19 protein-coding genes are annotated in these 23,706 nt (G+C 72.4%); 5 read left to right on the top strand and 14 right to left on the bottom strand.

Annotated elements, in window-relative coordinates; genetic code table 11:
- Nucleotides 1-457: 457 nt before the first annotated feature.
- Nucleotides 458-1,465, bottom strand: a complete 1,008-nt coding sequence (locus tag ACFYPA_RS30590) for a stage II sporulation protein M (RefSeq protein WP_359082996.1) — start codon at nt 1,463-1,465, stop codon at nt 458-460.
- 132 nt (nt 1,466-1,597) lie between these two features.
- Between ACFYPA_RS30590 and ACFYPA_RS30585 the strand changes: the two genes are divergently transcribed.
- Nucleotides 1,598-2,524, top strand: a complete 927-nt coding sequence (locus ACFYPA_RS30585; RefSeq protein ID WP_389135547.1) for an RDD family protein — start codon at nt 1,598-1,600, stop codon at nt 2,522-2,524.
- Nucleotides 2,525-2,563: 39 nt separating this feature from the next.
- Here ACFYPA_RS30585 and ACFYPA_RS30580 read toward each other — a convergent pair whose 3' ends face one another.
- The 8 genes from ACFYPA_RS30580 to ACFYPA_RS30545 form a co-directional block, all read right to left on the bottom strand.
- Nucleotides 2,564-3,175 (bottom strand): hypothetical protein, encoded by a 612-nt coding sequence (locus ACFYPA_RS30580; protein WP_359314987.1) that lies wholly within the window; start codon nt 3,173-3,175, stop codon nt 2,564-2,566.
- Nucleotides 3,176-3,389: 214 nt separating this feature from the next.
- Complete coding sequence (gene ahcY, locus ACFYPA_RS30575; RefSeq protein ID WP_359082992.1) at nt 3,390-4,847, bottom strand: adenosylhomocysteinase; 1,458 nt, start codon at nt 4,845-4,847, stop codon at nt 3,390-3,392.
- 250 nt (nt 4,848-5,097) lie between these two features.
- The gene (locus ACFYPA_RS30570) at nt 5,098-6,132 is read right to left on the bottom strand and encodes a cation diffusion facilitator family transporter (RefSeq protein ID WP_359314990.1); all 1,035 of its coding nucleotides are present in this window, start codon (nt 6,130-6,132) and stop codon (nt 5,098-5,100) included.
- An 88-nt stretch (nt 6,133-6,220) separates the two neighbouring features.
- Nucleotides 6,221-7,420: a mannose-6-phosphate isomerase, class I gene (gene manA, locus ACFYPA_RS30565; protein ID WP_359315430.1), complete on the bottom strand. Its 1,200-nt coding sequence runs from the start codon at nt 7,418-7,420 to the stop codon at nt 6,221-6,223.
- 141 nt (nt 7,421-7,561) lie between these two features.
- Nucleotides 7,562-8,698 carry an SIS domain-containing protein gene (locus ACFYPA_RS30560; protein WP_359314993.1) on the bottom strand — a complete coding sequence of 379 codons (1,137 nt, stop codon included), beginning with the start codon at nt 8,696-8,698 and terminating at the stop codon, nt 7,562-7,564.
- A gap of 50 nt (nt 8,699-8,748) precedes the next feature.
- Nucleotides 8,749-8,931, bottom strand: coding sequence for a Trm112 family protein (locus ACFYPA_RS30555; RefSeq protein ID WP_359082989.1), 183 nt, complete (start codon nt 8,929-8,931; stop codon nt 8,749-8,751).
- A 252-nt stretch (nt 8,932-9,183) separates the two neighbouring features.
- Entirely contained in the window at nt 9,184-10,557 is a 1,374-nt protein-coding gene (locus ACFYPA_RS30550) for a phosphomannomutase/phosphoglucomutase (protein WP_359082987.1), read from the bottom strand.
- Between the two features lie 80 nt (nt 10,558-10,637).
- Nucleotides 10,638-11,015: a DUF3499 domain-containing protein gene (locus ACFYPA_RS30545; protein ID WP_359314996.1), complete on the bottom strand. Its 378-nt coding sequence runs from the start codon at nt 11,013-11,015 to the stop codon at nt 10,638-10,640.
- A gap of 334 nt (nt 11,016-11,349) precedes the next feature.
- Here ACFYPA_RS30545 and ACFYPA_RS30540 point away from each other — a divergent pair, with 334 nt between their 5' ends.
- The gene (locus ACFYPA_RS30540) at nt 11,350-11,778 is read left to right on the top strand and encodes a metallopeptidase family protein (protein WP_359082985.1); all 429 of its coding nucleotides are present in this window, start codon (nt 11,350-11,352) and stop codon (nt 11,776-11,778) included.
- Between the two features lie 60 nt (nt 11,779-11,838).
- On the opposite strand, the gene ACFYPA_RS30535 is transcribed toward ACFYPA_RS30540, so the two are convergent.
- The 3 genes from ACFYPA_RS30535 to ACFYPA_RS30525 all read right to left on the bottom strand — a co-directional run bounded on the left by ACFYPA_RS30535 (nt 11,839) and on the right by ACFYPA_RS30525 (nt 17,888).
- Nucleotides 11,839-13,371 carry a DUF5719 family protein gene (locus ACFYPA_RS30535; protein ID WP_359314999.1) on the bottom strand — a complete coding sequence of 511 codons (1,533 nt, stop codon included), beginning with the start codon at nt 13,369-13,371 and terminating at the stop codon, nt 11,839-11,841.
- A complete protein-coding gene (locus ACFYPA_RS30530; RefSeq protein ID WP_389135542.1) occupies nt 13,368-17,267 on the bottom strand; it encodes a glycosyltransferase in 3,900 nt (1,299 codons plus the stop codon). The genes ACFYPA_RS30535 and ACFYPA_RS30530 overlap by 4 nt, the downstream gene beginning before the upstream one ends.
- A 357-nt stretch (nt 17,268-17,624) precedes the next feature.
- Nucleotides 17,625-17,888, bottom strand: a complete 264-nt coding sequence (locus tag ACFYPA_RS30525; protein ID WP_018103995.1) for a WhiB family transcriptional regulator — start codon at nt 17,886-17,888, stop codon at nt 17,625-17,627.
- Between the two features lie 705 nt (nt 17,889-18,593).
- On the opposite strand from ACFYPA_RS30525, the gene ACFYPA_RS30520 reads away from it, so the two are divergent.
- From ACFYPA_RS30520 to ACFYPA_RS30510, 3 genes are read left to right on the top strand one after another with little or no spacing between them, the layout of a single operon-like run.
- Complete coding sequence (locus ACFYPA_RS30520) at nt 18,594-19,085, top strand: cysteine dioxygenase family protein (RefSeq protein ID WP_359315005.1); 492 nt, start codon at nt 18,594-18,596, stop codon at nt 19,083-19,085.
- Between the two features lie 44 nt (nt 19,086-19,129).
- The gene (gene cofD, locus ACFYPA_RS30515; protein ID WP_389135540.1) at nt 19,130-20,086 is read left to right on the top strand and encodes a 2-phospho-L-lactate transferase; all 957 of its coding nucleotides are present in this window, start codon (nt 19,130-19,132) and stop codon (nt 20,084-20,086) included.
- Nucleotides 20,083-21,402, top strand: coding sequence for a coenzyme F420-0:L-glutamate ligase (locus ACFYPA_RS30510; RefSeq protein ID WP_389135536.1), 1,320 nt, complete (start codon nt 20,083-20,085; stop codon nt 21,400-21,402). The genes cofD and ACFYPA_RS30510 overlap by 4 nt, the downstream gene beginning before the upstream one ends.
- 84 nt (nt 21,403-21,486) lie before the next feature.
- Here ACFYPA_RS30510 and ACFYPA_RS30505 read toward each other — a convergent pair whose 3' ends face one another.
- Nucleotides 21,487-22,467 (bottom strand): DNA-3-methyladenine glycosylase 2 family protein, encoded by a 981-nt coding sequence (locus ACFYPA_RS30505; RefSeq protein ID WP_359082979.1) that lies wholly within the window; start codon nt 22,465-22,467, stop codon nt 21,487-21,489.
- An 89-nt stretch (nt 22,468-22,556) separates the two neighbouring features.
- Nucleotides 22,557-23,648 carry an NDP-sugar synthase gene (locus ACFYPA_RS30500; RefSeq protein WP_359082978.1) on the bottom strand — a complete coding sequence of 364 codons (1,092 nt, stop codon included), beginning with the start codon at nt 23,646-23,648 and terminating at the stop codon, nt 22,557-22,559.
- Between the last annotated feature and the right edge of the window lie 58 nt (nt 23,649-23,706).

The following is a 23,706-nucleotide window of genomic DNA, read 5'->3' as shown; positions in this document are numbered from 1 at the left end:
GGGCTTTCCTCCGGGCGCTTCCCTTCGGTCTTGCGTTTCCGACTCTATCAGACTCTTTCGTGTCCGATTCCCGGTCGAAGCGGGCCTCGCATTTTTGCTTTCCAGTTCTTCGCTTTCGCGCTTTCCCTTTTCAGCGGTTCCAACCTTACCAGACCCATTCCGTCCCGTTTACCGGTCCGAATTTGAATCCAGTGGCCGTTGAAGAGGCCTCGCCTTTCGGCAGATTCGACTTTATCAGAAGCAATAGCGCCAAAATAACCGGCTTCACGCTTCGGAGAGTGGGAATCAATTGGCTCTGCGGAAAATGAGTTCCCGTCGAGAGCGAGGGTGACTCTAACCGTTGGGCTCGAACTTGTCCAGTTCGAGGCAACCGTTCAAATCTACCTCCCCCCATCCGCTGTGTCAACAGTTTTTGGGGCGAGGAGGAGACTAGCAGGCCAGTGGAGCCGTACGCACATCAGGCGGCTACCGGCAGCTCGGCGCTTCGTTCGACTGCTGCGATGTCGCCTGCGTCGCCGGACCGGGACGCCCGGCCACCCAGGATGTAGACGTAGGCGAGGAAGGCCAGCTCGGCGGCGATGCCGATGACAATGCGTGCCCAGGTCGGAAGGCCCGAGGGGGTGACGAAGCCTTCGATGAGACCCGACACGAACAGGACGAGGGCGAGTCCGATCGCCATGCCGAGGGCTGCCCGGCCCTGTTGTGCCAGAGCTGCGCGCCGGGTGTACGGGCCCGGGTCGATGACTGTCCAGCCCAGGCGGAGACCGGTTCCGGCAGCGACGAAGACCGCCGTGAGTTCGAGGAGCCCGTGCGGAAGGATCAGGCCCAGGAACGTGTCGAGCCGGCCCGCCGAGGACATCAGGCCGATGCCGACCGCGAGGTTCAGCACGTTGACGAAGAGGATCCAGATCACCGGGACGCAGAGGAACGCGCCGAGCACCAGGCACATGGCCGCGGCCTGGGCGTTGTTCGTCCAGACCTGGGCGGCGAACGAGGCCGCCGGATGGCTGGAGTAGTACGTCTCGTACTCGCCGCCCGGGCTGGTCAGCCGGCGGAGGTCCTCCGGTGCGGCGATGGCCGACTGGACCTCCGGGTGGGCCCCGATCCACCAGCCCATCAGAGCGGCCAGGAGCGCGGAGAGGACCGCGGTGGGTATCCACCAGTGCCTGGATCGGTAGACCGCTGCGGGAAAGCCTGCCGTGAGGAAATGCGCGGCGTCACGCCAGGAGGCGCGGCGGGTCCCCGTCACCGCGGAGCGCGCCCGGGCCACCAGTTGTGTGAGGCGCGCGGTGAGCAGAGGGTCCGGGGCACTGGACTGGATCAGGGAGAGATGGGTGGCGGTGCGCTGGTAGAGGTCGACGAGTTCGTCGGCTTCCGCGCCCGTGAGCTTGCGCCCGCGGTGCAGGAGGTGGTCCAGACGGTCCCACTCGATGCGGTGGGCGTTGACGAAGACGTCGAGGTCCATGGTCGGCTGCTGCTCCTGGCAGGGGTGTGTACGGGTCCGTACAACTGCGGCGTACAACTGGGGCGCGTTGCGGGTCAGCTTGGCAGACTGTGGCCCCGAGGGGCAGGGATGATCGGCGAAGGGTGGGCGGCGATGAGTGAGTTGGTGACCGGGGACGCGGTCGTGCTGGGTTTGCGGCCGGCGAAACTGCCGAGCCGCGCCCTGGCTCTGGCCATCGATCTGGTGGCGGTGGGGTCGGTGTTCGTCCTGGTGTCGATCGGGTTGGCCATCGCGACGGTCACGCTCGACGAAGCGGCTGTTGCGGCGGTGACCGTGGCGACCTTCCTGCTCGTTCTGGTGGGAGCCCCGGTCGCGGTGGAAACGCTCAGCCACGGCCGTTCGCTGGGGAAGCTCGCGTGCGGGCTTCGGGTGGTGCGGGACGACGGGGGGCCCATCCGGTTCCGGCATGCGCTGGTGCGCGGCGCGATGGGCATGGTGGAGATCCTTGCGACGCTCGGTGCGGTCGCCGCGGTCGCCTCGCTGGTTTCGGCGCGCGGGCGGCGGCTCGGGGATGTCTTCGCGGGGACGCTGGTCGTACGGGAGCGGGTGCCGGCGGGCCGGGCTGCTGCCGTACCGCCTCCGCCGCCCTGGCTGGTCGGGCGGTTCGCCGGACTGGATCTGTCGGCGGTCCCGGACGATCTGTGGCTTGCGGTGCGGCAGTACCTGACGCGGATGCACCAGTTGGACGCCGTCGTGGGCCGGGACATGTCGCAACGGCTGGCCGGGGAACTCGCTGCGCGAACCGGGGTTCCGGCGCCGGTGGGTGTCCCTGCCGCCGCGTTCCTGGCCTCTGTGGTGCACGAACGGCAGGCGCGTGATGCGCGACGGGCGTTCGGCGCGACCCCTGCCGCGGTTCCCACGGCCCACCCCGTCCCCCGCGCTCACCCGGCTCCGGTGTCCCCTCCCGCTCCCGCGCAAGCGCACCCCGCCCAGCCCGTCCTGCCCGAGCGCGCGCCGGAGGTTCAAGGGGCGGACGCCGCGGTGCGGGCGCCCAGCAGTGGATTCGTTCCACCCGCTTAGGGATGGGGCCTGCGTGGCGCTGCCGCCGCCTGGCGGCCCCTACCGGTCCGAGGGCGGGGATTCCAGCTCTTCGAGCTCGATGCCGGGGGCCGAGAGGACTACGTCGCCGGCGAGGTGGACGGTGTACTGCTCACCGGTGTCCAGGGCGCTGACCTGGTACGCGTCCACAGTCAGGGGGCCGTTGTCAGTGGGGTGCGCTTCACTGTTCACCAGGGCCCAGGACTGGTCGACGGTACGGGGGGCGAGCACCGGGTCCGTGAAGGTGACGAGACGGAGCCGGGTGGGCGCGGAGGCGGGGGTGAGGCGCAGCAGCCGTGCGGTGGCGATGAGGAACGCGGGGGACGTGCCGTTGAAGGCGTGGGCGCGGACATTGCCTTCGGTGGCGTGGGTGCCGCTCGGGTCGGTGCGCACCCAGGTGACGCCTTCGAGGGCGGCGCCGCGGACCTGCCAGCTCGCGGCGTGGAGTTCGAGACGAATGGGGCGGCCGAGCTCGTCGAGGGTGAGGTCGACGGATCCGAGGTGATCGCCGGACGGGGCGGTCGACTGGGAGACGTAGCGCCAGCCGGACGGGCCGGGTGCGCAGTGGAAGTGTTCTTCACCGAGGGGGGTGTGGTCGTGGAGATCGTGGAGCGAATATCGGCCGCGTGGCATGGGGTCCTTCGGGTTCCTCGGGCTGTGCGGGTGCGGTACGGCGCAGGCCCCCGGCACGGGGGTGCGGGGGCCTGCGTTCGTAGCTGCTGCTGAGTCACCGGGTCTGCGTACGCGTGCGTGTCCGCAGGCGCTGCGGGGTCTGCCGGTGGCCGGTCCTCACCGACCGGTGGTGGGGGGCCAGGTCACCGGCAGGCCGTCGCGGGCAGCGACCGTCTCAGTAGCGGTAGTGGTCGGACTTGTACGGGCCGTCGACCTCGACGCCGATGTAGGCGGCCTGCTCGGGGCGGAGCGTCGTGAGCCTCACGCCGAGCGCTGCGAGGTGGAGGCGGGCGACCTTCTCGTCCAGGTGCTTGGGCAGCACGTAGACGTCGGTCGGGTACTCCTCGGGCTTGGTGAACAGCTCGATCTGGGCCAGGGTCTGGTCCGCGAACGAGTTGGACATCACGAACGAGGGGTGACCGGTCGCGTTGCCCAGGTTCAGCAGGCGGCCCTCGGACAGCACGATGAGGACCTTGCCGTCGGGGAACGTCCAGGTGTGGACCTGCGGCTTGACCTCGTCCTTGACGATGCCGTCGATCTTGGCGAGGCCGGCCATGTCGATCTCGTTGTCGAAGTGGCCGATGTTGCCGACGATGGCCTGGTGCTTCATCTTGGCCATGTCGGCGGCCATGATGATGTCCTTGTTGCCCGTCGTGGTGACGAAGATGTCGGCCTGCGCGACGACGTCGTCGAGGGTGGCGACCTGGTAGCCGTCCATCGCCGCCTGCAGCGCGCAGATCGGGTCGATCTCCGTGATGATCACCCGGGCGCCCTGGCCACGCAGGGACTCCGCGCAGCCCTTGCCCACGTCGCCGTAGCCGCAGACGACGGCGGTCTTGCCGCCGATCAGGACGTCGGTGGCGCGGTTGATGCCGTCGATCAGCGAGTGGCGGCAGCCGTACTTGTTGTCGAACTTCGACTTGGTGACCGCGTCATTGACGTTGATCGCCGGGAACAGGAGGGTGCCGTCGCGGTGCATCTCGTACAGCCGGTGCACACCGGTCGTGGTCTCCTCCGTGACCCCACGGATCTCGGACGCCAGCTGCGTCCACTTCTGCGGGGACTCGCCGAGGGTCCGGTTCAGCAGCGTGAGGATGTACGCGTACTCCTCGCTGTCCGCGGTCGCCGGGTCCGGGGCCGCGCCGGCCTTCTCGAACTCCACGCCCTTGTGGACGAGGAGGGTGGCGTCACCACCGTCGTCGAGGATCATGTTCGGACCACCGGTGGGGGTGTTCGGCCAGGTCAGCGCCTGCTCCGTGCACCACCAGTACTCCTCCAGCGACTCGCCCTTCCAGGCGAAGACCGGGACGCCGGCGGGGGCTTCCGGGGTGCCGTTCGGGCCCACCGCGATGGCGGCGGCCGCGTGGTCCTGAGTGGAGAAGATGTTGCAGGAGGCCCAGCGGACCTCGGCGCCGAGGGCGACCAGGGTCTCGATCAGCACGGCCGTCTGCACGGTCATGTGCAGCGAACCGGTGATGCGGGCGCCGGCCAGCGGCTGCGCGGCGGCGTACTCCTTGCGGATCGACATCAGGCCGGGCATCTCGTGCTCGGCGAGGGTGATCTCCTTGCGGCCGAAGGCTGCGAGGGAGAGGTCGGCGACCTTGAAGTCCTGTCGATTGGCGACCGTCGTCATAACGGGCTGCTCCTCGTGATGGGTCGAGGGTGGGTAGGGCGGCTCTGCGGCACGCGGGGGCACACGAATGCCCGAGCGGTTCGCAGCGCAGTCCGTCGGAGGCCCTCTCTCCCTCGGCCGGTCCGGCGTACGGACCGATCGACCGCCATCAGCAGCGACGTCTGACACTGCTGACGAATCTACACCGAACGGCCCAGCCGCTCCCAGTCCACCGGGTCCGGAAGCGGCCTCATCGGCGCATCGGAGGTGGTCAGTGACCGGATTCCGTCGGGTCGGCCGGGGCGTCGGGGGTGTCGCCGCGGGTCTGGTCGGCCGCCGGGGCGGCCGGTGCTCCGCCCACCCGCTTGGCCGGGTTGACGCCGGCCGCGGCCGCCGCCTCGTTGTAAATGTCCGGCTCGAGGTAGATGACACGGGCGATCGGGACGGCCTCGCGGATGCGGGACTCCGCGGCGTTGATGGCGTTGGCGACCTCGGTGGCGGTGTCGTCGTGCTGAACCGCGATCTTGGCGGCGACCAGCAGCTCCTCCGGGCCGAGGTGGAGCGTACGCATGTGGATGACGCCGGTGACGGTGTGGCCGTCGACGACCGCGGCCTTGATCTTGTCGACCTGGTCGGTTCCGGCGGCCTCACCGAGCAGCAGGGACTTGGTCTCGGCGGCCAGGACGATCGCGATGACGATCAGCAGGATGCCGATGCACAGGGTGCCGATGCCGTCCCACACACCGTTGCCGGTGCCGAGGGCCAGGCCGACACCGGCGAGCGCGAGGACGAGGCCGATGAGCGCGCCGAGGTCCTCGAGCAGGACGACGGGGAGTTCCGGGGCCTTCGCGCGGCGGACGAACTGGGTCCAGGAGAGCGAGCCGCGGGTCTCGTTGGACTCCCTGATCGCCGTACGGAAGGAGAAGCTCTCGGCGATGATCGCGAAGACCAGGACGCCGACCGGCCAGTACCAGGCCTCGATCGCGTGCGGGTGCTTGATCTTCTCGTAGCCCTCGTACACCGCGAACATGCCACCGACCGAGAACAGGACGATGGAGACGAGGAAGGCGTAGATGTAGCGCTCGCGCCCGTACCCGAAGGGGTGCTGGGGGGTGGCCTCGCGCTGGGCCTTCTTGCCGCCGAGCAGCAGCAGGCCCTGGTTGCCCGAGTCGGCGAGCGAGTGGACGCTCTCCGCGAGCATCGACGACGAGCCACTGAACAGGAACGCCACGAATTTGGCCACTGCGATCGCGAGGTTGGCGGCGAGCGCCGCCACGATCGCCTTGGTTCCGCCTGACGCACTCATGGGTGCCTGGTGTCCCTTCTTCGGTGCTGCGGCTCCGGCGGCCGCGGTACGGCCGGACATTGTTGCAGTCGCTGGTGCGGACGGTACGTCAGGCCACCACAGTGGCACGGAACAACGTACCCGTACCGGACACTTCGGCCTTCTCCCCCGCCCTTACGAAGACCGACTCGCCGGGGCCGAGGCCGAGCGCGCCGGCCTTCGGTGTGCCTGCCGTGCAGAGCAGGATCTGGGGCGTGGCCGCCGTCAGGTCGACCGGGGCGGCGCCCGGGGAGAGGTCGTAGCGGGAGAGGCGGAACTCGTCGACCGGTGTCTCGTAGAGCTCCTCGCCGGACGGGGACGCCTCGGGGCGCAGGATGCCCGGTTCGGTCGCTTCGAAGCGGACGATGCGCAGGAGTTCGGGTACGTCGATGTGCTTGGGCGTCAGTCCGCAGCGCAGGACGTTGTCCGAGTTGGCCATGATCTCGACGCCGAGACCGTCGAGGTAGGCGTGCGGCACACCGGCGCCCAGGAACAGGGCCTCTCCGGGCTGCAGTTGCACGTAGTTCAACAGCATGGCCGCGATGACCCCGGCGTCACCGGGGAAGTGGTGGGCGATGCGGGCGTACGGGGCGTAGGTGCCGCCGATCCGTTCGGCGGCGGCCGCCGCGGCCGCGACCGTGTCGGCCATCTCCGCGGGGTCCGCCGTCAGGATCGCGGTGAGGACCTCGCGCAGGGCGGCCTCGTCCGGGTGGGCGCGCAGCAGATCCGCGTACGGCTTCAGGGAGTCGACGCCCAGCCCTTCCATCGCCTCGGCCGCCTCGACGGGCCGGCGGAAGCCGCACAGGCCGTCGAAGGGGGTGAGCGCACAGATGAGTTCGGGCTTGTGGTTGGCGTCCTTGTACGTGCGGTGGGCGGCGTCGATCGGTACGGACCGGCGCTCCTCGTCCGCGTAACCCCGCTGTGCCTGGGCGAGGTCGGGGTGGACCTGGAGGGAGAGCGGTGCTCCGGCGGCGAGGAGCTTGAGGAGGAAGGGGAGGCGGGGGCCGAACTTGTCGACGGCGGCCTGGCCGAGTTCGCCGACCGGGTCGGCGGCGATGACGTCGGTGAGCGCTTGTTCGGCGGGAGCCGGGGAGGGGATGGCGGATGCGTCGAGGGCGCCGGTGCGGGTTATCCGGGAGGGGGCGCCGGGGTGGGCGCCCATCCACATCTCCGCCTGCGGCTCGCCGGTCGGGGCGACGCCCAACAGGGCCGGGATGGCGGTGGTGGAGCCCCAGGCGTACGGGCGCACGGTGTTGGAGAGCCGGTCCATGAATTCGTCCTCGTGCTGTGTGAGATGCGTGCGCTGGGTGGTGGGTGTGCCTCGTGGTGGGCGTGCTGTGCGGTGGGCGTGCTTTTCGGTGGGTTCGCGCCGTGTGCCGTACGTGGTCGCGTCGTTCACGGGCCGCGGGGTTCAGGCGCGGGCTGCCGAGGCGAGGGCCAGGTAGACGGCGGCGAAGTCGGTGATCGCCAGGAGTTCGGCGAGGGCTTCCAGCGTGCTGCCCTCCTCCGGCTCCAGCTCGCTGATGGGCGCGTCGTGGCCCAGGGCCAGTTCGCGGGCCGCTGGGGCCGCGCTCAGCCCGCCGGTGGGCCGGTCCCGGAGCAGGACGACCCGGGCGTGAAGGGGTTCGGACTCGTCGACCCGGTCCCGGAAGAAGTCGTCGGGATCGGCCCCCGCGGCGAAGGCTCCGGCCAGCAGTCCCCCGTGGGCGGGAAGTGCCTCGGGGAGCTCGGCGGCGAGCGCCGGGCGGCCCGAGAGCTCGGCCAGCACCGCGGCGAACCGGCGCCCGACCGGCCCCGCGGCGTCGCCCTCGGTCCAGACGAGGGGCAGGCTGTCCGCGAGTTCGGCCGCCAGGGTCTTGGCGGGGTTGCTGTACGTGGCGATCGCCGGTCCGCAGCGCTCCGCCGTGCGGTCCAGGCGGTCGGCGACACTCTGCAGCGCCTCGGCGGGCGCGGTGACCAGGCCGACGCGGTCGAGCAGCGCGAGCAGCGGGGTGAACAGGGCCCAGAGGGTGCCGGGGCCCGCGGCCGAGGTCTCGGCGTCGTACTCGCCGTGCGGGGCGGAGGCCATCGGTACGACGAGGCCGTGCACCCCGTCGACCGCTTCGCGCAGCGGCGACTGCCGGGGCGCCACGGCCACGACGGTGCAGCCGCGGCGGTACGCCTGCTCCGCGAGGAGGGCGAGGCCCGGTTCGGAGCCGTCCGCCGTGGCGATGAGGAGCAGGTCGACGGAGCCGGCCCAGCCGGGCAGCGTCCATCGCAACGCGCCCGCTGCGGGGGCGACTCCGGTCGGGCGGATGCGCGTGACCGGTACGGAGGCTCCGGCCAGGGCCGCGATCAGGTCGGCGACGCCGGATGCGGCGGTGCCTGAGCCCGCGACCAGGACGGCGCGCGGGCGGCCCTCCGGGGTCAGACCGGTGATCCCGGCCTCCGTCGCGTGGCGGGCGGCGGTACGGACCCTGGCCCCGGCCTCGGCGGCGCCGCGGAGCAGACCGCGGCGGTCGGCTCGGGCCAGGGCTTCCGGGGCGTCGAGCAACGACTCGTCGAGCATGGGGACGGTCCTCCGATCACGTGCCAATCACCGTGCGGGGTGGGGCCCTGTTATGCGGGGCGGCGGGCCTCGTCGACGAGCAGGACGGGGATGCCGTCCCGTACGGGGTAGGCCAGGCCGCAGTCCGAGCCGGTGCAGATCAGTTCGGGGCTGTCGGCCGCGGACCGGTCGTCGAGGGGGGAGTGGCAGGCCGGGCAGGCCAGGATCTCCAGGAGGCCGGCTTCGAGCGGCATGGGTGGGTGTCCCTTCGGGCGGACGAGGGTGGTGTGGCGTGGGTGGTCAGCCTACCGCTGGGGTGACGGGGGCGCGGCCTGGCCCGGCCGGGGCGGGGACGCCCGCGGCGGGCCTTGTCCCCTGCCCGCCGCTTCCCGTGACCGGGGGCTCCACCCCCGGGCCCCCGCTCCTCGAACGCCCGAGGGGCGGGAGAGGAAGGGCGGGGGCTGGAAGGTGACCAGCGGGCCACGGACCGGGGTGCGGATCCCGGGTCAGGGACGCGCGGCGCGGATCAACGTCAGCACCTCGTCCCGTACCGCCGCCATCGTCTCCTCGTCGCCCGCCTCGACGTTCAGGCGCAGCAAGGGCTCCGTATTGGAGGGGCGGAGGTTGAACCACCAGTCCGGGGACGTGACCGTGAGGCCGTCCAGATCGTCGGTGGTGACGCCCTCACGGGTGGCGAAGGCCGCTCGTACCTCGGCCGTCCGGGCCTGCTGGTCGTCGACCGTGGAGTTGATCTCGCCCGAGTCGGTGTAGCGGTCGTACTGGGCCACCAGAGCCGAGAGCGGCCCCTCCTGGCCTCCGAGGGCGGCCAGGACGTGGAGAGCGGCGAGCATGCCCGTATCGGCGTTCCAGAAATCGCGGAAGTAGTAGTGCGCGGAGTGCTCGCCGCCGAAGATCGCGCCGTGCGCGGCCATCTCCGCCTTGATGAAGGAGTGGCCGACCCGGGTGCGGACGGGGGTGCCGCCGTGTTCGCGGACGACCTCCGGGACCGAGAGGGAGGAGATCAGGTTGTGGATGACCGTGCCCCGGTTGCCGTTGCGGGCCAGTTCCCGGGCCGCGACCAGGGCGGTGATCGCCGAGGGGGAGACGCCCGCGCCCCGCTCGTCCACGACGAAGCAGCGGTCCGCGTCGCCGTCGAAGGCCAGGCCGAGGTCGGCGCCCTCGGCCACCACCCGGGCCCGGAGGTCGACGATGTTCGCCGGGTCGAGCGGATTGGCCTCGTGGTTCGGGAACGTGCCGTCCAGCTCGAAGTACATCGGGACGAGTTCAAGCCGCTGGCCCGCGAACACGGTCGGGACCGTGTGGCCGCCCATGCCGTTGCCCGCGTCCACGACCACCTTCAGGGGGCGGATCGTCGACAGGTCGACCAGGGACAGCAGGTGGGCGGCGTAGTCCTTGAGCGTGTCGCGTTCGGTGACCGTGCCGGGGGTGGTGGACGGCTGCGGTGCGCCGGTCCCGGACCACTTCTCGACCAGGGTGCGGATCTCGGCGAGGCCGGTGTCCTGGCCGACCGGGGCCGCACCGGCCCGGCACATCTTGATGCCGTTGTACCGCGCCGGGTTGTGCGAGGCCGTGAACATCGCGCCCGGCAGGTCCAGTGACCCCGACGCGTAGTACAGCTGGTCGGTCGAGCAGAGGCCGATCAGGGTGACATCGGCCCCGCGGGCCGCCGCGCCCCGGGCGAAGGCTCCCGACAGGGCGGGGGACGTGGGGCGCATGTCGTGGCCGATGACGATCGCGTCCGCCTCGGTCACCTCGACGAACGCCGCCCCGAACAGCTCGGCCAGCGCCTCGTCCCACTGGTCGGGCACGACTCCGCGCACGTCGTACGCCTTCACGAGCTGCGACAGGTCTGCAGTCACGGGCCGGTCCTCCTGAGGTCTCTTCGGACCGCCAAACTACCCGGCGGCCGAGAGCGTCCCACGCCCCGGGGAGGGGCCTTTCAGGAGTCGGGCGAGCGCAGCACGCGGAGGTGGCCCCTGCGGGCGACCTCCACCGGGTCGGCGGTGCGCGGGCCGCCGCCTCGGGTGCCGTCCCCGCGGTCCTGCGGACGCGCGGCTTCCCGTACGGCGTTGGCCAGCGCTTCGAGGTCGTCACCGCTGGGGCCTACGGGCGCGGAGGGGTCGGAGAGCCGGACGACCTCCCAGCCACGTGGCGCGGTCAGGCGCTCACTGTGCTCGGCACAGAGGTCGTAGCAGTGGGGCTCGGCGTAGGTGGCGAGCGGGCCGAGGACCGCAGTCGAGTCGGCATAGACGTACGTCAGTGTCGCGACGGCAGGGCGGCCGCACGCGGTGCGCGAACAGCGACGTACAGGGCTCACGATGTTGGACGGTACCGCACTCTTGAGCGGGCTGCGACGACTCCGCCCCGGCTCACCCCACCGTGTCGCCGTGTGACCCCGGGCCCGGGCCCCTCCCGGGCAACTCCCCTGACCTGGGAGGGAGGAGGGGGGCGCGGTTCGTGGCGGCGATGATTCCGGTCATCACTCGGCACAAAAGCTGTCGTACGGCGGGAGATCAGTGATCAGGTGCGGGGCCTGAAACGGGTCATCCCTTGGCCGGATCAGTCAAGAACGGACAGGGGAACGGACAGGCCGGCTCGCGCCCGGGCAGTCCGAGGCCGCTCACCCCGCGGAAGGCTACGCTGCGTCAGTGATGGACAGTCCCGTACCGCCCCACCCGTCCGAGCCCCGACCGCGGCGCCGAGACCGACACGGCCGCGGCATGCGCGGCCCCGTCGCCCCTCCCCAGGTGCCGCTCTCGGCCAGCAGGGCGGACAGTTTCCGCGATCTCGTGCAGGACTCGGTGGAGCGGCTGGAGCGGCGGTGGCCGCAGCTGGCCGAGGTCGACTTCGTGGTCCTCGACGTGCCGGGGACCTCGGAGGAGATCGTTCCGCTGGGGAGCGCGCTGTCCGCGGAGAAGGAACGGCCCGCGCAGATCGTCGTCTACCGGCGCCCCGTCGAGATCCGCACCAAGAACCGTGACGAGCGTGCGCTGCTGGTGCACGAGGTCGTGGTGGAGCAGGTCGCGGAGCTGCTCGGGCTCTCGCCCGAGTCGGTCGATCCCCGGTACGGGCAGGAGTAGACCGCACGGTGGCGGCGGGCCGCCGCGTGGGCGGATGTCCGGGCGGCCCGCCGACGGGCGTCAGTCGTCGAGGACCGACAGGTCCTGTTCGGCGGCCGGCACCTCGACCGTTCCGCGGTCGTCGGGCAGCGTCTGCACCGTGAACATCGGGATGCCGTCCATCGGGACCGTCAGCGTGCGGGAGGCGTGGACCGGCCCGCCCGACTGCGTCTCGACGGTCAGCGCGTACGTGCCCTTGAGCCCCGCCGGGACGGGCGGGGTGACCGCGACCGTCGTGCCGGCGGCGACCTGGTACGTCTTGCTGACCGGGGTGCCGCCCTTGCTGCCCGCGGACGCCGTGACCTTGACGGTGCCGGCGGAGGCGGGGGCGGTGAGCGAGAGGACCGAACCCTTCGCCCGGTTGTCGGCGGCGGTCGCCTGGGCGCCCACCGGGCCGGTCGCCGGGATGTAGGCGACCTCCTGCTTGTCGCCCTTGCCGCGGACCACCCGCAGTGCGGCCACCACCGGGGTGGCCTTGCCGGCCTCGGTGGGGGTCAGGAGCAGGGAGCCCGGCTCGCCCCTGGTCAGGTTTTTCAGGTCGACGCCGGCGGTCATCCGCGACTTGACGTGGAGGTCCTCGTGACCCACCGGTGAGATCGCGCCCGTCTTGCCGAGCAGCTTCACCGTGAGGTCGGCGTCGTCCTCGCCGGGGGCGAAGGCCACCAGGCGCACCGAGGTCGCGTCCGCCGGAATGCCGGGCAGGACCACGGTGCCGGCCGGCTCGGCGGAGGCGGAGAGCCAGTCGCTGCCGTTCTCGCTGCCCGCGGCCCTGACGACCGCCCCGACGCGTCCGGTCCTGGTGGTGACGTGGACGGTCACATCGTCTTCGGCCTTGCTGGTCAGCGTCGAGATGAGGACGCGGACGCCGGACCGGGCGGGCACCGTGATGCCCTCGCCCACGTCGGACTTGAGGGTGCCGTCCGGACCGTACAGCTCGATGTCGGCGACGGCGGCGGTGTCGTCCGGGTTGGTGAGGTGGACGTAGTCCTCGCGGGACTTCGCCGTGCTCGCGGCCGGGAACCAGAAGTCGGTGTCGGGCGCGGTGCAGCTGACGCCGAGCAGCCCGCGGGAGTCGCCCGCCTCGACGGTGGTCGTCTGCTGGGCGGTCCAGCCGGGGGCCAGCGGGCCCGTGGCGGTGCCGACGAGGGCGGGAGCGTCCGCGCCGGACACCTCGGCGGTGGCCGGTTTGCCGGGCTCCTTGAGGAGGACGACAGGCTTGTCCGGGTCCGCCTTCTTGGTCTTCTTGTCCTTGCCCTTGGCGGTGCTCTTGGCCGCCGTGGAGAGCAGTTCGGCCGTACCGGCCGGTTCGCCCGCGCCGCCCGGTTTCGTCGCGCCGCCGCTCTTCGCCACCGGGGTGAAGGAGGTGTACTCCGTCTCCGCGAGGTCGGACAGGCCGGGGGCCGGGCAGAGCAGGCTGGAGCGTTCGACGGGCAGCCGGACGGCCGTCTTCGCCGCCGTCGTGCCCCCTTCGTCCGGCACGTTGACCGCGGCGAATCCGGTGACGGCCGCGAGGGCCACGGCCCCGGCGATGAGGGACAGGCTGGTGGACTTCACTCGGACTCGCCTCGCGATGCGTTACCGGTCGGCCAGGGGTTCTGGCCCGGGGCGGGGTTCTGGTCGGGGTTCTCGTCGGGGTTCTGCGGGTCGTACGCACCCTGCTCGCCGTACTGGCCCTGGGTGCCGTACTGACCCTGGGCGCCGTACTGCTGACCCTCGCCGTACTGGCCCGCGTCGTACGGAGCGTTGCCGTACGCCGTGTTGGGGTCGTACGGAGCCTGGGGGTCGTACGCCGCGTTGGGGTCGTACGGGGCGCTGTTCTGCTGCGCCGCGTCGCCGTACTGGCCCTGGCCCTGGGCGTACGGGTCGTACTCGCCCTGCTGCTGGTAGCCGTACGGGTCGTAGCCGGCGGCAGCGTCGGGCTGTTGCTGCGGCGCGGCACCGTACTGGCCGTCCTGGTACTGCGGGTAGCCGACGTCCTGGTACTGCCGGCCGTCCCACTCCCCGTACTGCTGCTGCGGCGGCACCGCCGGGTACTGACCGGTGTCGCCGTCCGCCTGCTGGGGGACGAAGACGTCCTGGCCGTCGTCGGTGTCGAGCGGCACCGGGCCGGGCTGCCGGCCGGGGACGTCCTCCGCCCGCTCCCCCGCGTCCTCGTCCGTGTCGAAGCCCTCGCCGTCGTCGCCCTCGGCCAGCGCGGCCGCACGCAGCCTGCGGGCCCGGCGCCCCTCACCGGCGACCGGCTCGGCGGGGACCGCCACGTCCTCCTCGGGCAGGTCGTCGTCGATCTCCCGGCGGCGGCCCGGCAGGGCGAGGACCAGCAGGACCACGGCGAGTGCGGCCTGGATCCAGATCCACACGGAGTGCGTGAAGGGCGTCTCGTACGTGACGTCCAGCCTGCCGCCCCCGGTGGGGAGCTCGAAGCCCTGGGCCCAGCCGTCGACGGTCTTGCGGGTCAGCGGCCGGCCGTCGAGCGTGGCCTGCCAGCCGGGGTCGGCGACGTCGGCGATCCGCAGCACGCGGCCCGCGCCGCCCGGCTCGATCTCGGTGTGCGCCTCGACGGGCCCGGAGCCCACCGGGAGCTGCTCGTCGGCGGCTGCCGACGGGACGATCATGATCCGGGCGACCTGACGGTCCACCCGCCAGAGCGCGCTGCCGTCCAGCTGGCTGAGGCGGCTGAGGCCGGGGGTCGCGTCGAGGACCCGGCTCATCTGCTTCGGCGCCCCGTCCCGTACGAGGACGTAACGGATCGCGAAGCCCCGGAGCTGGCTGCCCTGGTCGGCGCCGGAGCCCGCGACCAGGTTGGCGACGACCTTGTCGAGGTGGCTGTTGCCGTCGCCGGCCGCGGCCAGTTCGGCGTCGCCCAGCCGCGCGCCGGAGCCGCGGACCAGGGTGTACGCGACGGAGGTCGGCGAGGTCCCGCCGAGCACCAGGGTGCGCGGCTGGTCCCGGGTGCTGCTCTCCTCGGCGACGAACGCGGGCACCTGCACCGGGTCGCGGCGCTCCAGGGGGCCCGCCGCGCCGCCGATCATCCAGCCGGCGGCGGCCAGCACGGGGGCCACCCCGGCGGCCAGCGCGATCAGGACGGCGACCGGCTGGCGCCAGCCGAAGCTGAGCTCGGCGACGCGGATCCGGGCGCCGTCCGCGCCGACCAGCGCGGCGGCGATGAGCGCGCCGCCGTAGACGAGGGTGGCGGGCCCCGCCCAGGCGGAGCCGTTGGCCACCCCGGCGAAGGCCAGGGCCACCAGCGCCACGACCCAGGCGGTCCGGGCGGCGAACTGCCGCTCCCCTCGCAGCAGCGCGGCCAGCGCCGCCAGCACGATGCCGAGGAGCAGGATGCCACCGGCCGCCTTGGGCCCGCCGGGGCTGATTCCGAGGAGGTCCAGCGCGGAGGCCGAGCCCGAACCGGTCTCCAGGCCCGCCTCCTTCAGGAAGGACGACGGGCTCGTCAGGAGCGAGAGCGACCAGGGCGCGAGGACCAGCAGCGGGGTGCCGACAGCGGCGAGGAAGCGGAGGCCGTAGGCCGTGATGTCGTTGCGGCGCAGCGCCAGCACCCCGATGCCGAGCACCACGGCGAGCGGCCAGACCACGGGGGTGAACGCCATCGCGAGGGTGAGCAGCAGGGTGTACGCCCAGGTGGCGCGCCAGCTGCCGCGGCTGTCGCCGCCGCCTCGCATGCCGTGCGCGGAGACGGCCGCACGGGCGATCAGCGGGAGCAGGACGGCGAGGACGGCGGTACCGAGGCGGCCGGTCGCGAGGGCGCCGGTCGCGGCGGGCAGGAAGGCGTACGCGACGCTCGCCCAGGCGCGCAGCAGCCGGGAGGGCAGCAGCGGGCGCGTGACGAAGTACGCGGTGAGTCCGGCGAGCGGGACCGAGCAGACCAGCAGCAGGGTGAGCGCGAAGCCGGTGGAGCCGAGGAACAGCGCGGAGAGGGCCGAGATCACGGCCAGGTAGGGCGGTGCGGTCTGGGTGCCGCCGGTGCCGATGGCGTGCCAGCCGTCCGCGTAGCGGCCCCACAGGTCGGAGACGTCGCCGGGTGCGGGCAGCAGGGCGCCGCCGGCCAGCGCGCCGCCGCCGAGGAGGCTGCGGCAGGCGACGAGGGAGACCAGGAGCAGGAGGGCGAAGAGCACCGGGCCCGGCTTGCGTCCGACGCGCTTCAGTTTGGCGAACTGGTCGATCTCCAGGAAGTCGGCGTCGTCGCCGCCCGGTCCGGACTCGACGGCGCCGTGGCGCGAGCCGCCGGAGTCGGCCTCCGAGCTGCCGCCGAAGTTACCGGCGATCTGTTCGACGGTCGCGCGGACGGTGGCGCCGGGCGCGGGGAAGAGGCCGCGCATCTCGGCCGGGTCGACGACCCCCTTGCCGCGGCTCTTCCGGGCCCCGAGGATCCGGCCGGGGCGCAGCAGGGTGCCGAGGAGGCCGGTGACCTCGTCGAGGGCCTGGCCCGGCACCTTGCCGACGAGGTAGGCGAGCGTACGCAGCAGCGTGCCGAGCAGAAGCCTGAGCATCACCCAGGGAAGCCGCTTGCCGGGGGCGTTGACGAGCATGGTGTAGACGGCGCCGGCCTTGTCGACGCGGTGCGGGCTGGAGACGGAGCGCCCGGCGCAGTCGATGGGGCGGCGTTCGCGGGCGGACGCCTCGGCGTGCCGCAGGACGGCGTCGGGGGCGACCAGCACGCGGTGGCCGGCCATATGGGCGCGCCAGCACAGGTCGACGTCGTCCCGCATCAGGGGCAGTCGGCGGTCGAAGCCGCCGAGCTCCTCCCAGACGTCCCGGCGGATCAGCATGCCCGCGGTGGAGACGGACAGGACGGTACGGACCTGGTCGTGCTGGCCCTGGTCCTGCTCGCGCCGGTCGAGGCCGGTCCAGCGGCGCCCGCTGTTGGCGATGGAGACGCCGACTTCGAGGAGCTGCCGGCGGTCGTACCAGCCGCGGAGCTTGGGTCCGACGATCGCGGCGTGCTGGTCGTTGTCGACGACGCGCAGCATCTCGGCGAGGGCGTCGGGTTCGGGGGCGCAGTCGTCGTGGAGCAGCCAGAGCCACTGCACCGGTTCGCCGTGCGGCAGCTCGGGGAGGTCGTAGGCGTCGTCGCGCCAGGACCTGGTGACGGGGTCCCAGCCGCTGGGGCGCTTCAGGTACGGCAGGTCGTCGGGGGTGAGAACGTCCGCGGTGCGGCTCGCCTCGTCGACGGCGGTGCCGAAGCTCGTACGCCGCGCGAGGTGCAGGACGCGGTCGGCGCCGAGCGCCTCGGTGACCAGTCGCGCGGAGTCGTCGGCGCTGCCGGTGTCGGCGGCGACGGCGTTCTGTACGGGGCGTTCCTGCCCGAGCAGTCCGGCGAGCGCGTCGGGCAGCCAGCGTGCGCCGTCGTGGGAGACGAGCACGGCGGTGACGACGTGCCGGGGGAACTCTGGGGCGGCGGCCGCGTACGGCGCCGTCGGTTGGCTGTGCACGGACATCGAGGTACGGGCCCTCCGGCCGGGTCCGGGGGACGTCCCCCCGGGGGCTGCATCGGTGTACACGCGCGCCCTGTCGGGTCGTTGGCGCGTCTCGGACGGGGCCCCACACTAACGGTACGGATAACCGGGGTGGCGCGGAGCGGTTGAACGAGGGCGGCGGCACAGCGGTGGAGGGTGGCCGGCACCCGGTGGCGGAGGGGCCCGGGAGGGCGCCCGGGCACGGCGATGGCCCGCCGCCTGCGGGCAGGGTGCAGGCGGCGGGCCATGGGCGGCTCCGGCCCGGGAGCGGCCCGCTCCCCGGGGTCCGGCTTCGTGCGGCCGGCCTGTGCGGCCGGGGTGTTCTCGTCAGGAGCCGGGTCAGACCGCGGCCTTCTTGAGGCGCCGTCGCTCCCGTTCGGAAAGGCCGCCCCAGATGCCGAACCGCTCGTCCTTGGAGAGGGCGTACTCAAGGCATTCGGACCGGACCTCACAGGCGAGACAGACCTTCTTGGCCTCTCGGGTGGATCCGCCCTTCTCGGGGAAGAAGGACTCGGGATCGGTCTGGGCGCACAGTGCGCGCTCCTGCCAGCCGAGCTCCTCGTCCGCGTCCTCGACCAGCAGTTGCTGGAACAGCTCGGTCATGTGCGCCCCTCGTCCGTCTCTTGCGTCCCCGTGATGCGGCCGTTATCGAATCGGCCTCACGACACGAGTGAAATTACAAGTGTGTAGCTTCGGGCCAGTCAAGCTCAGATCTGCTATTGACCCCGGTATTCACTCTGCGGAACCAAGCGTATGCGTAAAGTGTTCAAATCACCAAAAACCTGACATATGCCATCGGCCCCATCGCGCCGCCACCCTCCCCGAGGAAGAACTCCCGCAGTGCCGGTCACGTTGCGATTCGATCACCGAAGCGACCAAGATCACAGTCGGGTCACAGGCGGCGCGACCATGTTTGCCGCCGGGTTGCTGCGCCACCTGTCCGGCACCGAGGCTGCATAAACCTTTCTCCGCGTGGAGTAACCGGATGAGGTGAAACATTGCGGCCAAATCGGTCATTGGGTTGACAGTCGAAGATTCTCCGGCTCTTCTTGATGTCATGCCAGCGACCTCAGCGATGCGCGCCACCCACATCCGTGGGTTCCGCAGCGCTGTCCAGGCTCGCTGTTGCTGTTCCAGCTGTCTCAGCTGTTGAAGCCCTCGCGCTCCAGCTCGACACGGCTCATCCCGGACCCCCGGACCTCCCCCGCACGGCCTCCCGGCCCCCGCGGTCGCCCGGTCTCCAGGTCCTGCGAAGCCCCCGCATCCGCACTGCACGACTTGCACTCCTGCCGAGGATCACCCGCACCCATGAACAGCGACAGCGACCTCCAGATCGCCGGAGACCTCCTTGAGGTCCGACACCTCCTGCGCCCCGACCGCGAGCACCCCGCCACGGTGGCGGAATTCGCCGGCCTCGCCCGCACCATCGCCGCCGACCGCTCCCAGTGGGCCCCGCTCGTCCGGTACGACACGACCACCCGCTGGTACCACCGGCTCCGCACCGGGCCGGGCTACGAGGTCTGGCTGCTCAGCTGGGTCCCCGGCCAGGGCAGCGGCCTGCACGACCACGGCCCGTCCTCCGGCGTACTGACCGTCCTGGACGGCGAACTGACCGAGCGTACGGAACGGGGGAAGCGGACGCTGGACGCCGGGGCGCAGCGCGTCTTCGCCCCCGGGTACATCCACGAGGTGGTCAACGACTCCCTCGAACCGGCTGTCAGCCTGCACGTCTACTACCCGGGCCTGACCGATATGCCGATGCATGCCGCCCGGTGCGCCCCGGCCGTCGCCACCGTCTGACGGCCTGCCTCCACCCACCGGGCCCCGCCTGACAAACTGTGCGCATGCGCATTGTGGTTCTGGCCGGCGGTATCGGTGGTGCTCGTTTTCTGCGTGGCCTCAAGGAGGCCGCGCCCGACGCGGGCATCACGGTGATCGGCAACACCGGCGACGACATCCATCTGTTCGGCCTCAAGGTCTGCCCCGACCTCGACACCGTGATGTACACCCTCGGCGGGGGCATCAACGAGGAGCAGGGCTGGGGCCGTACCGACGAGAGTTTCCACGTCAAGGAGGAACTCGCGGCGTACGGCGTCGGCCCCGAGTGGTTCGGGCTCGGCGACCGTGACTTCGCCACCCACATCGTCCGTACGCAGATGCTCGGTGCGGGCTACCCGCTGAGCGCCGTCACCGAGGCGCTCTGTGCGCGCTGGAAGCCCGGGGTCACGCTGCTGCCGATGTCCGACGACCGGGTCGAGACGCACGTGGCGGTCGACGTCGACGGCGAGAGCAGGGCCATCCACTTCCAGGAGTACTGGGTGAAGCTGCGCGCCTCCGTCCCCGCGCAGGCGATCGTGCCCGTCGGCGCCGAGCAGGCCAAGCCCGCTCCGGGCGTCCTGGAGGCGATCTCCGGGGCCGACGTCATCCTCTTCCCGCCGTCCAACCCCGTCGTCTCCGTCGGCACCATCCTCGCCGTGCCCGGAATCCGGGAAGCCATCGCCGAGGCCGGGGTGCCGGTCGTCGGCCTCTCCCCCATCGTCGGTGACGCGCCGGTGCGCGGGATGGCGGACAAGGTCCTGGCCGCGGTGGGCGTCGAGTCGACGGCCGCGGCGGTCGCCCAGCACTACGGGTCCGGGCTGCTCGACGGCTGGCTCGTCGACACCGTGGACGCGGGCGCCGTGGACGAGGTGGAGTCCGCGGGCATCCGCTGCCGCTCCGTGCCGCTGATGATGACCGACGTCGCCGCCACGGCCGAGATGGCGCGGCAGGCGCTGGCCCTGGCCGAGGAGGTACGCCCGTGAGCGCCGCCGCCCCGGACGCCGCGCCGTCGTACCGGGTGTGGGCGCTGCCCGGGATGCCCGAGGTGCGGGCCGGGGACGATCTCGCGAAGCTGATCGCCGCCACCGAACCCGGACTGGCCGACGGTGACGTCCTGCTCGTCACCTCGAAGATCGTCTCCAAGGCGGAGGGCCGGATCGTCGAGGCCACCGACCGGGAGGCGGCGATCGACGCCGAGACGGTACGGGTGGTGGCGCGGCGCGGCACGCTGCGGATCGTGGAGAACCGGCAGGGCCTGGTCATGGCCGCCGCCGGGGTCGACGCGTCGAACACCCCCGCCGGCACCGTCCTGTTGCTGCCCGAGGACCCGGACGCCTCGGCGCGGGCGATCAGGGAGGGGCTGCGGGACACGCTCGGTGTCGAGGTCGGCGTCGTCGTCACGGACACCTTCGGGCGGCCGTGGCGCAACGGGCTGACCGATGTCGCCATCGGCGCGGCCGGGGTGCGGGTGCTGGACGATCTGCGGGGCGGCACCGACGCGCACGGCAATCCGCTGAGCGCGACCGTGGTCGCGACCGCGGACGAGCTGGCCTCGGCCGGTGACCTGGTCAAGGGCAAGGCGGAGGGGCTGCCCGTCGCGGTCGTCCGGGGGCTCGGCCGGATTCTGGATCCGGAGGACGCCGTCGGGGCCCGCGCGATGGTGCGGGTCGCGGCCGACGACATGTTCCGGCTGGGAACGTCCGAGGCCGTGCGGGAGGCGGTGACCCAGCGGCGTACGGTCCGCGAGTTCACCGACGAGCCGGTGGATCCGGGGGCGGTACGGCGGGCCGTGGCCGCGGCGGTGACGGCCCCGGCGCCGCACCACACGACGCCCTGGCGGTTCGTCCTGCTGGAGTCGCCGGAGTCGCGGACCCGGCTGCTGGACGCGATGCGGGACGCGTGGATCGCGGACCTGCGGCGTGACGGGAAGAGCGAGGAGTCGATCGCCAAGCGGGTGCGCCGGGGCGATGTGCTGCGCCGGGCGCCGTATCTGGTGGTGCCGTGCATGGTGATGGACGGCTCCCACACGTACGGGGACGCGAGGCGGGACGGGGCGGAGCGCGAGATGTTCGTGGTCGCCGCGGGCGCCGGGATCCAGAACTTCCTGGTGGCCCTGGCGGGCGAGCGGCTCGGCTCGGCGTGGGTGTCCTCGACGATGTTCTGCCGGGACGTCGTACGGGAGGTGCTGGAGCTGCCCGCGTCGTGGGATCCGCTGGGGGCGGTGGCCGTGGGGCGGGCCGTGGAGGCGCCGTCACCGCGGGTGGGGCGCGACGCGGAGGGGTTCGTCGCGGTGCGGTAGGCGCGTTGGGGCGCCGTTCGGGGGGTCCAGGTCCGGCGGGGCGCGGGTTTCGGGGCCCCGCCCCGGGCCCCGGCGGGGGGGGTTCTACAGGCGCGCGATGTTGCGCGGCTGCATGCGTGGTGCGCGGCGGGGCGGGGTGTTGTCCGAGAGCAGGATCAGGCGGGTGGCCCGGTGCCGTTGGCCCTCGTACGGGGCCAGCAGGGCCAGCATCTCCTCGTCGTCGGCGTTCCGGTTGCCGGCCAGCGCGTGGCCGACGATGCCGGGCAGGTGGATGTCGCCGACCGTCACCGCGTCCGCCGCGCCGTTCGCCCGTTGCAGGGTCTCGGCGGCCGTCCACGGGCCGATGCCGGGGATCGCCTGGAGGCGGGCCATGGCCTCGGGCAGCTCCATGGCGGCTGCCTCCTCCATGCGGCGGGCCACCCGGACCGCGCGCAGGATCGTCGCCGAGCGCTTGCTGTCCACGCCCGCGCGGTGCCACTCCCAGGACGGGATCAGCGACCAGGTGCGTGCGTCCGGCGTGACGTAGAGGCCGTACTCCTGCGGGCCCGGCGCGGGCTCCCCGTACGTCCGGACCAGCAGCCGCCAGGCGCGGTACGCCTCGTCCGTGGTGACCTTCTGCTCCAGGACCGACGGGATCAGGGACTCCATCACCAGGCCGGTGCGCAGCAGCCGCAGGCCCGGGCGGCGGTGGTGGGTCACGGCGAGCAGCCGGTGGCGCGGGGCGAAGGCCTCGGGTTCGTCGGACGCGCCCAGCAGTGTCGGCAGCTGGTCCAGCAGCCAGGACGCGCCGGGCCCCCAGGCCGCCGCCTCGATCCGGCCCGCGCGGGCGACGACGTGGAGCGTGCCGGGGCCGGCGGGGGTGCGGCTGGCCCGGCGGACCGAGCCGTCGGCGGACATCCGGAACGTGGGGTCGGCGGGGCCGCGGCGCAGCGGGCCGAGGACGAGGCGCAGGTCGAGTGGGCCCGGCGGGGTCCAGGCGCGGGTCAGCGGCGCCGGTACGGGCGTCGCCGTCTGGTGCGGGACGGCCACGCGCGGGGCGCTACGGGGAGCGAATCGTCCTGCCACGGATGAGGTCCTCGGTCGTCGGGGGTGCCTGTCGAGAGTACGGCGAATTCCGGCCACTCGGGGAGACCACGGGGAGGTGGCCGGTCCGGTCATTCGTCCGAGGAGAACCGCACCGAGGCGGCGGGCAGGTTGGCGCCGCACCAGATGCGGACACCGTCACGCAGTTCGTTGTCGGCGCCGACCTTGGCCCCGTCGCCGACGACCGCGCCCGCCAGCACCGTACGGCTGCCGATTCTGGCACCCGCTCCGACCAGGGAGTCCGTGATCACTGCGCCCGCTTCCACGACGGCGCCCGCGAGCACGGTGGAGCCGTCGATCCTGGCGCCCGCGCCGATGACGGCGTCGTCGCCGATGACCGTACCGCCGGAGAGTTTGGCGTCGGGGGCGACGGAGGCGGACGGCAGGACGAGGCGGTCGCCGCAGCGGCCGGGGACGGCCGGGGAGGGGGCGCGGCCGAGGACCAGGTCGGCGGAGCCGCGTATGAACGCCTGCGGAGTGCCGAGATCCAGCCAGTACGTGGAGTCGACCATGCCCTGGAGGTGCGCGCCGTCGGCGAGGAGTCCGGGGAAGGTCTCGCGTTCCACGGAGACCGGGCGGCCCGCCGGGATGGTGTCGATGACCGACCTGCGGAAGATGTACGCGCCCGCGTTGATCTGGTCGGTGACGATCTCCTCGGGCGTCTGCGGCTTCTCCAGGAACGCGGTCACCTTGCCGGTGTCGTCCGTCGGCACGAGGCCGAAGGCGCGGGGGTCGTCGACCCGGGTCAGGTGGAGGGACACGTCCGCCCCGGAGTCGGCGTGGGAGGTGACCAGCGCCCGGATGTCGAGGCCGGTGAGGATGTCCCCGTTGAAGATGAGGACCGGTTCGTCCGGGGCCGAGGCGAGCCGGTGGGCGACGTTGCGGATGGCGCCGCCGGTGCCGAGCGGTTCGCGTTCGGTGACGTACTCGATGTGGAGGCCGAGCGACGAACCGTCGCCGAAGTAGGGCTCGAAGACCTCCGCCAGGTACGACGTCGCGAGGACGATGTGCTCGACCCCGGCGGCCCGGGCACGCGCCAGCTGGTGCGTGAGGAAGGGGACGCCCGCTGCCGGAACCATGGGTTTCGGGGTGTGCACCGTGAGCGGGCGCAGCCGGGTTCCCTTGCCGCCGACCAGCAGGATCGCTTCTTTTGCCTCTGTCACAGCACTGTCTTCGCTTCCTGCTGGGGCCGGGCCTGGTGAGAAGCTGCTGTCCGGTCTC

The sequence above is a fragment of the Streptomyces sp. NPDC005775 genome (genome assembly GCF_042871565.1).
In the GTDB taxonomy this organism is placed as follows: Bacteria; Actinomycetota; Actinomycetes; order Streptomycetales; family Streptomycetaceae; genus Streptomyces.
The sequence above is the reverse complement of the archived record's forward strand: the minus strand, read 5'-3'. Positions and strand labels throughout refer to the sequence as shown.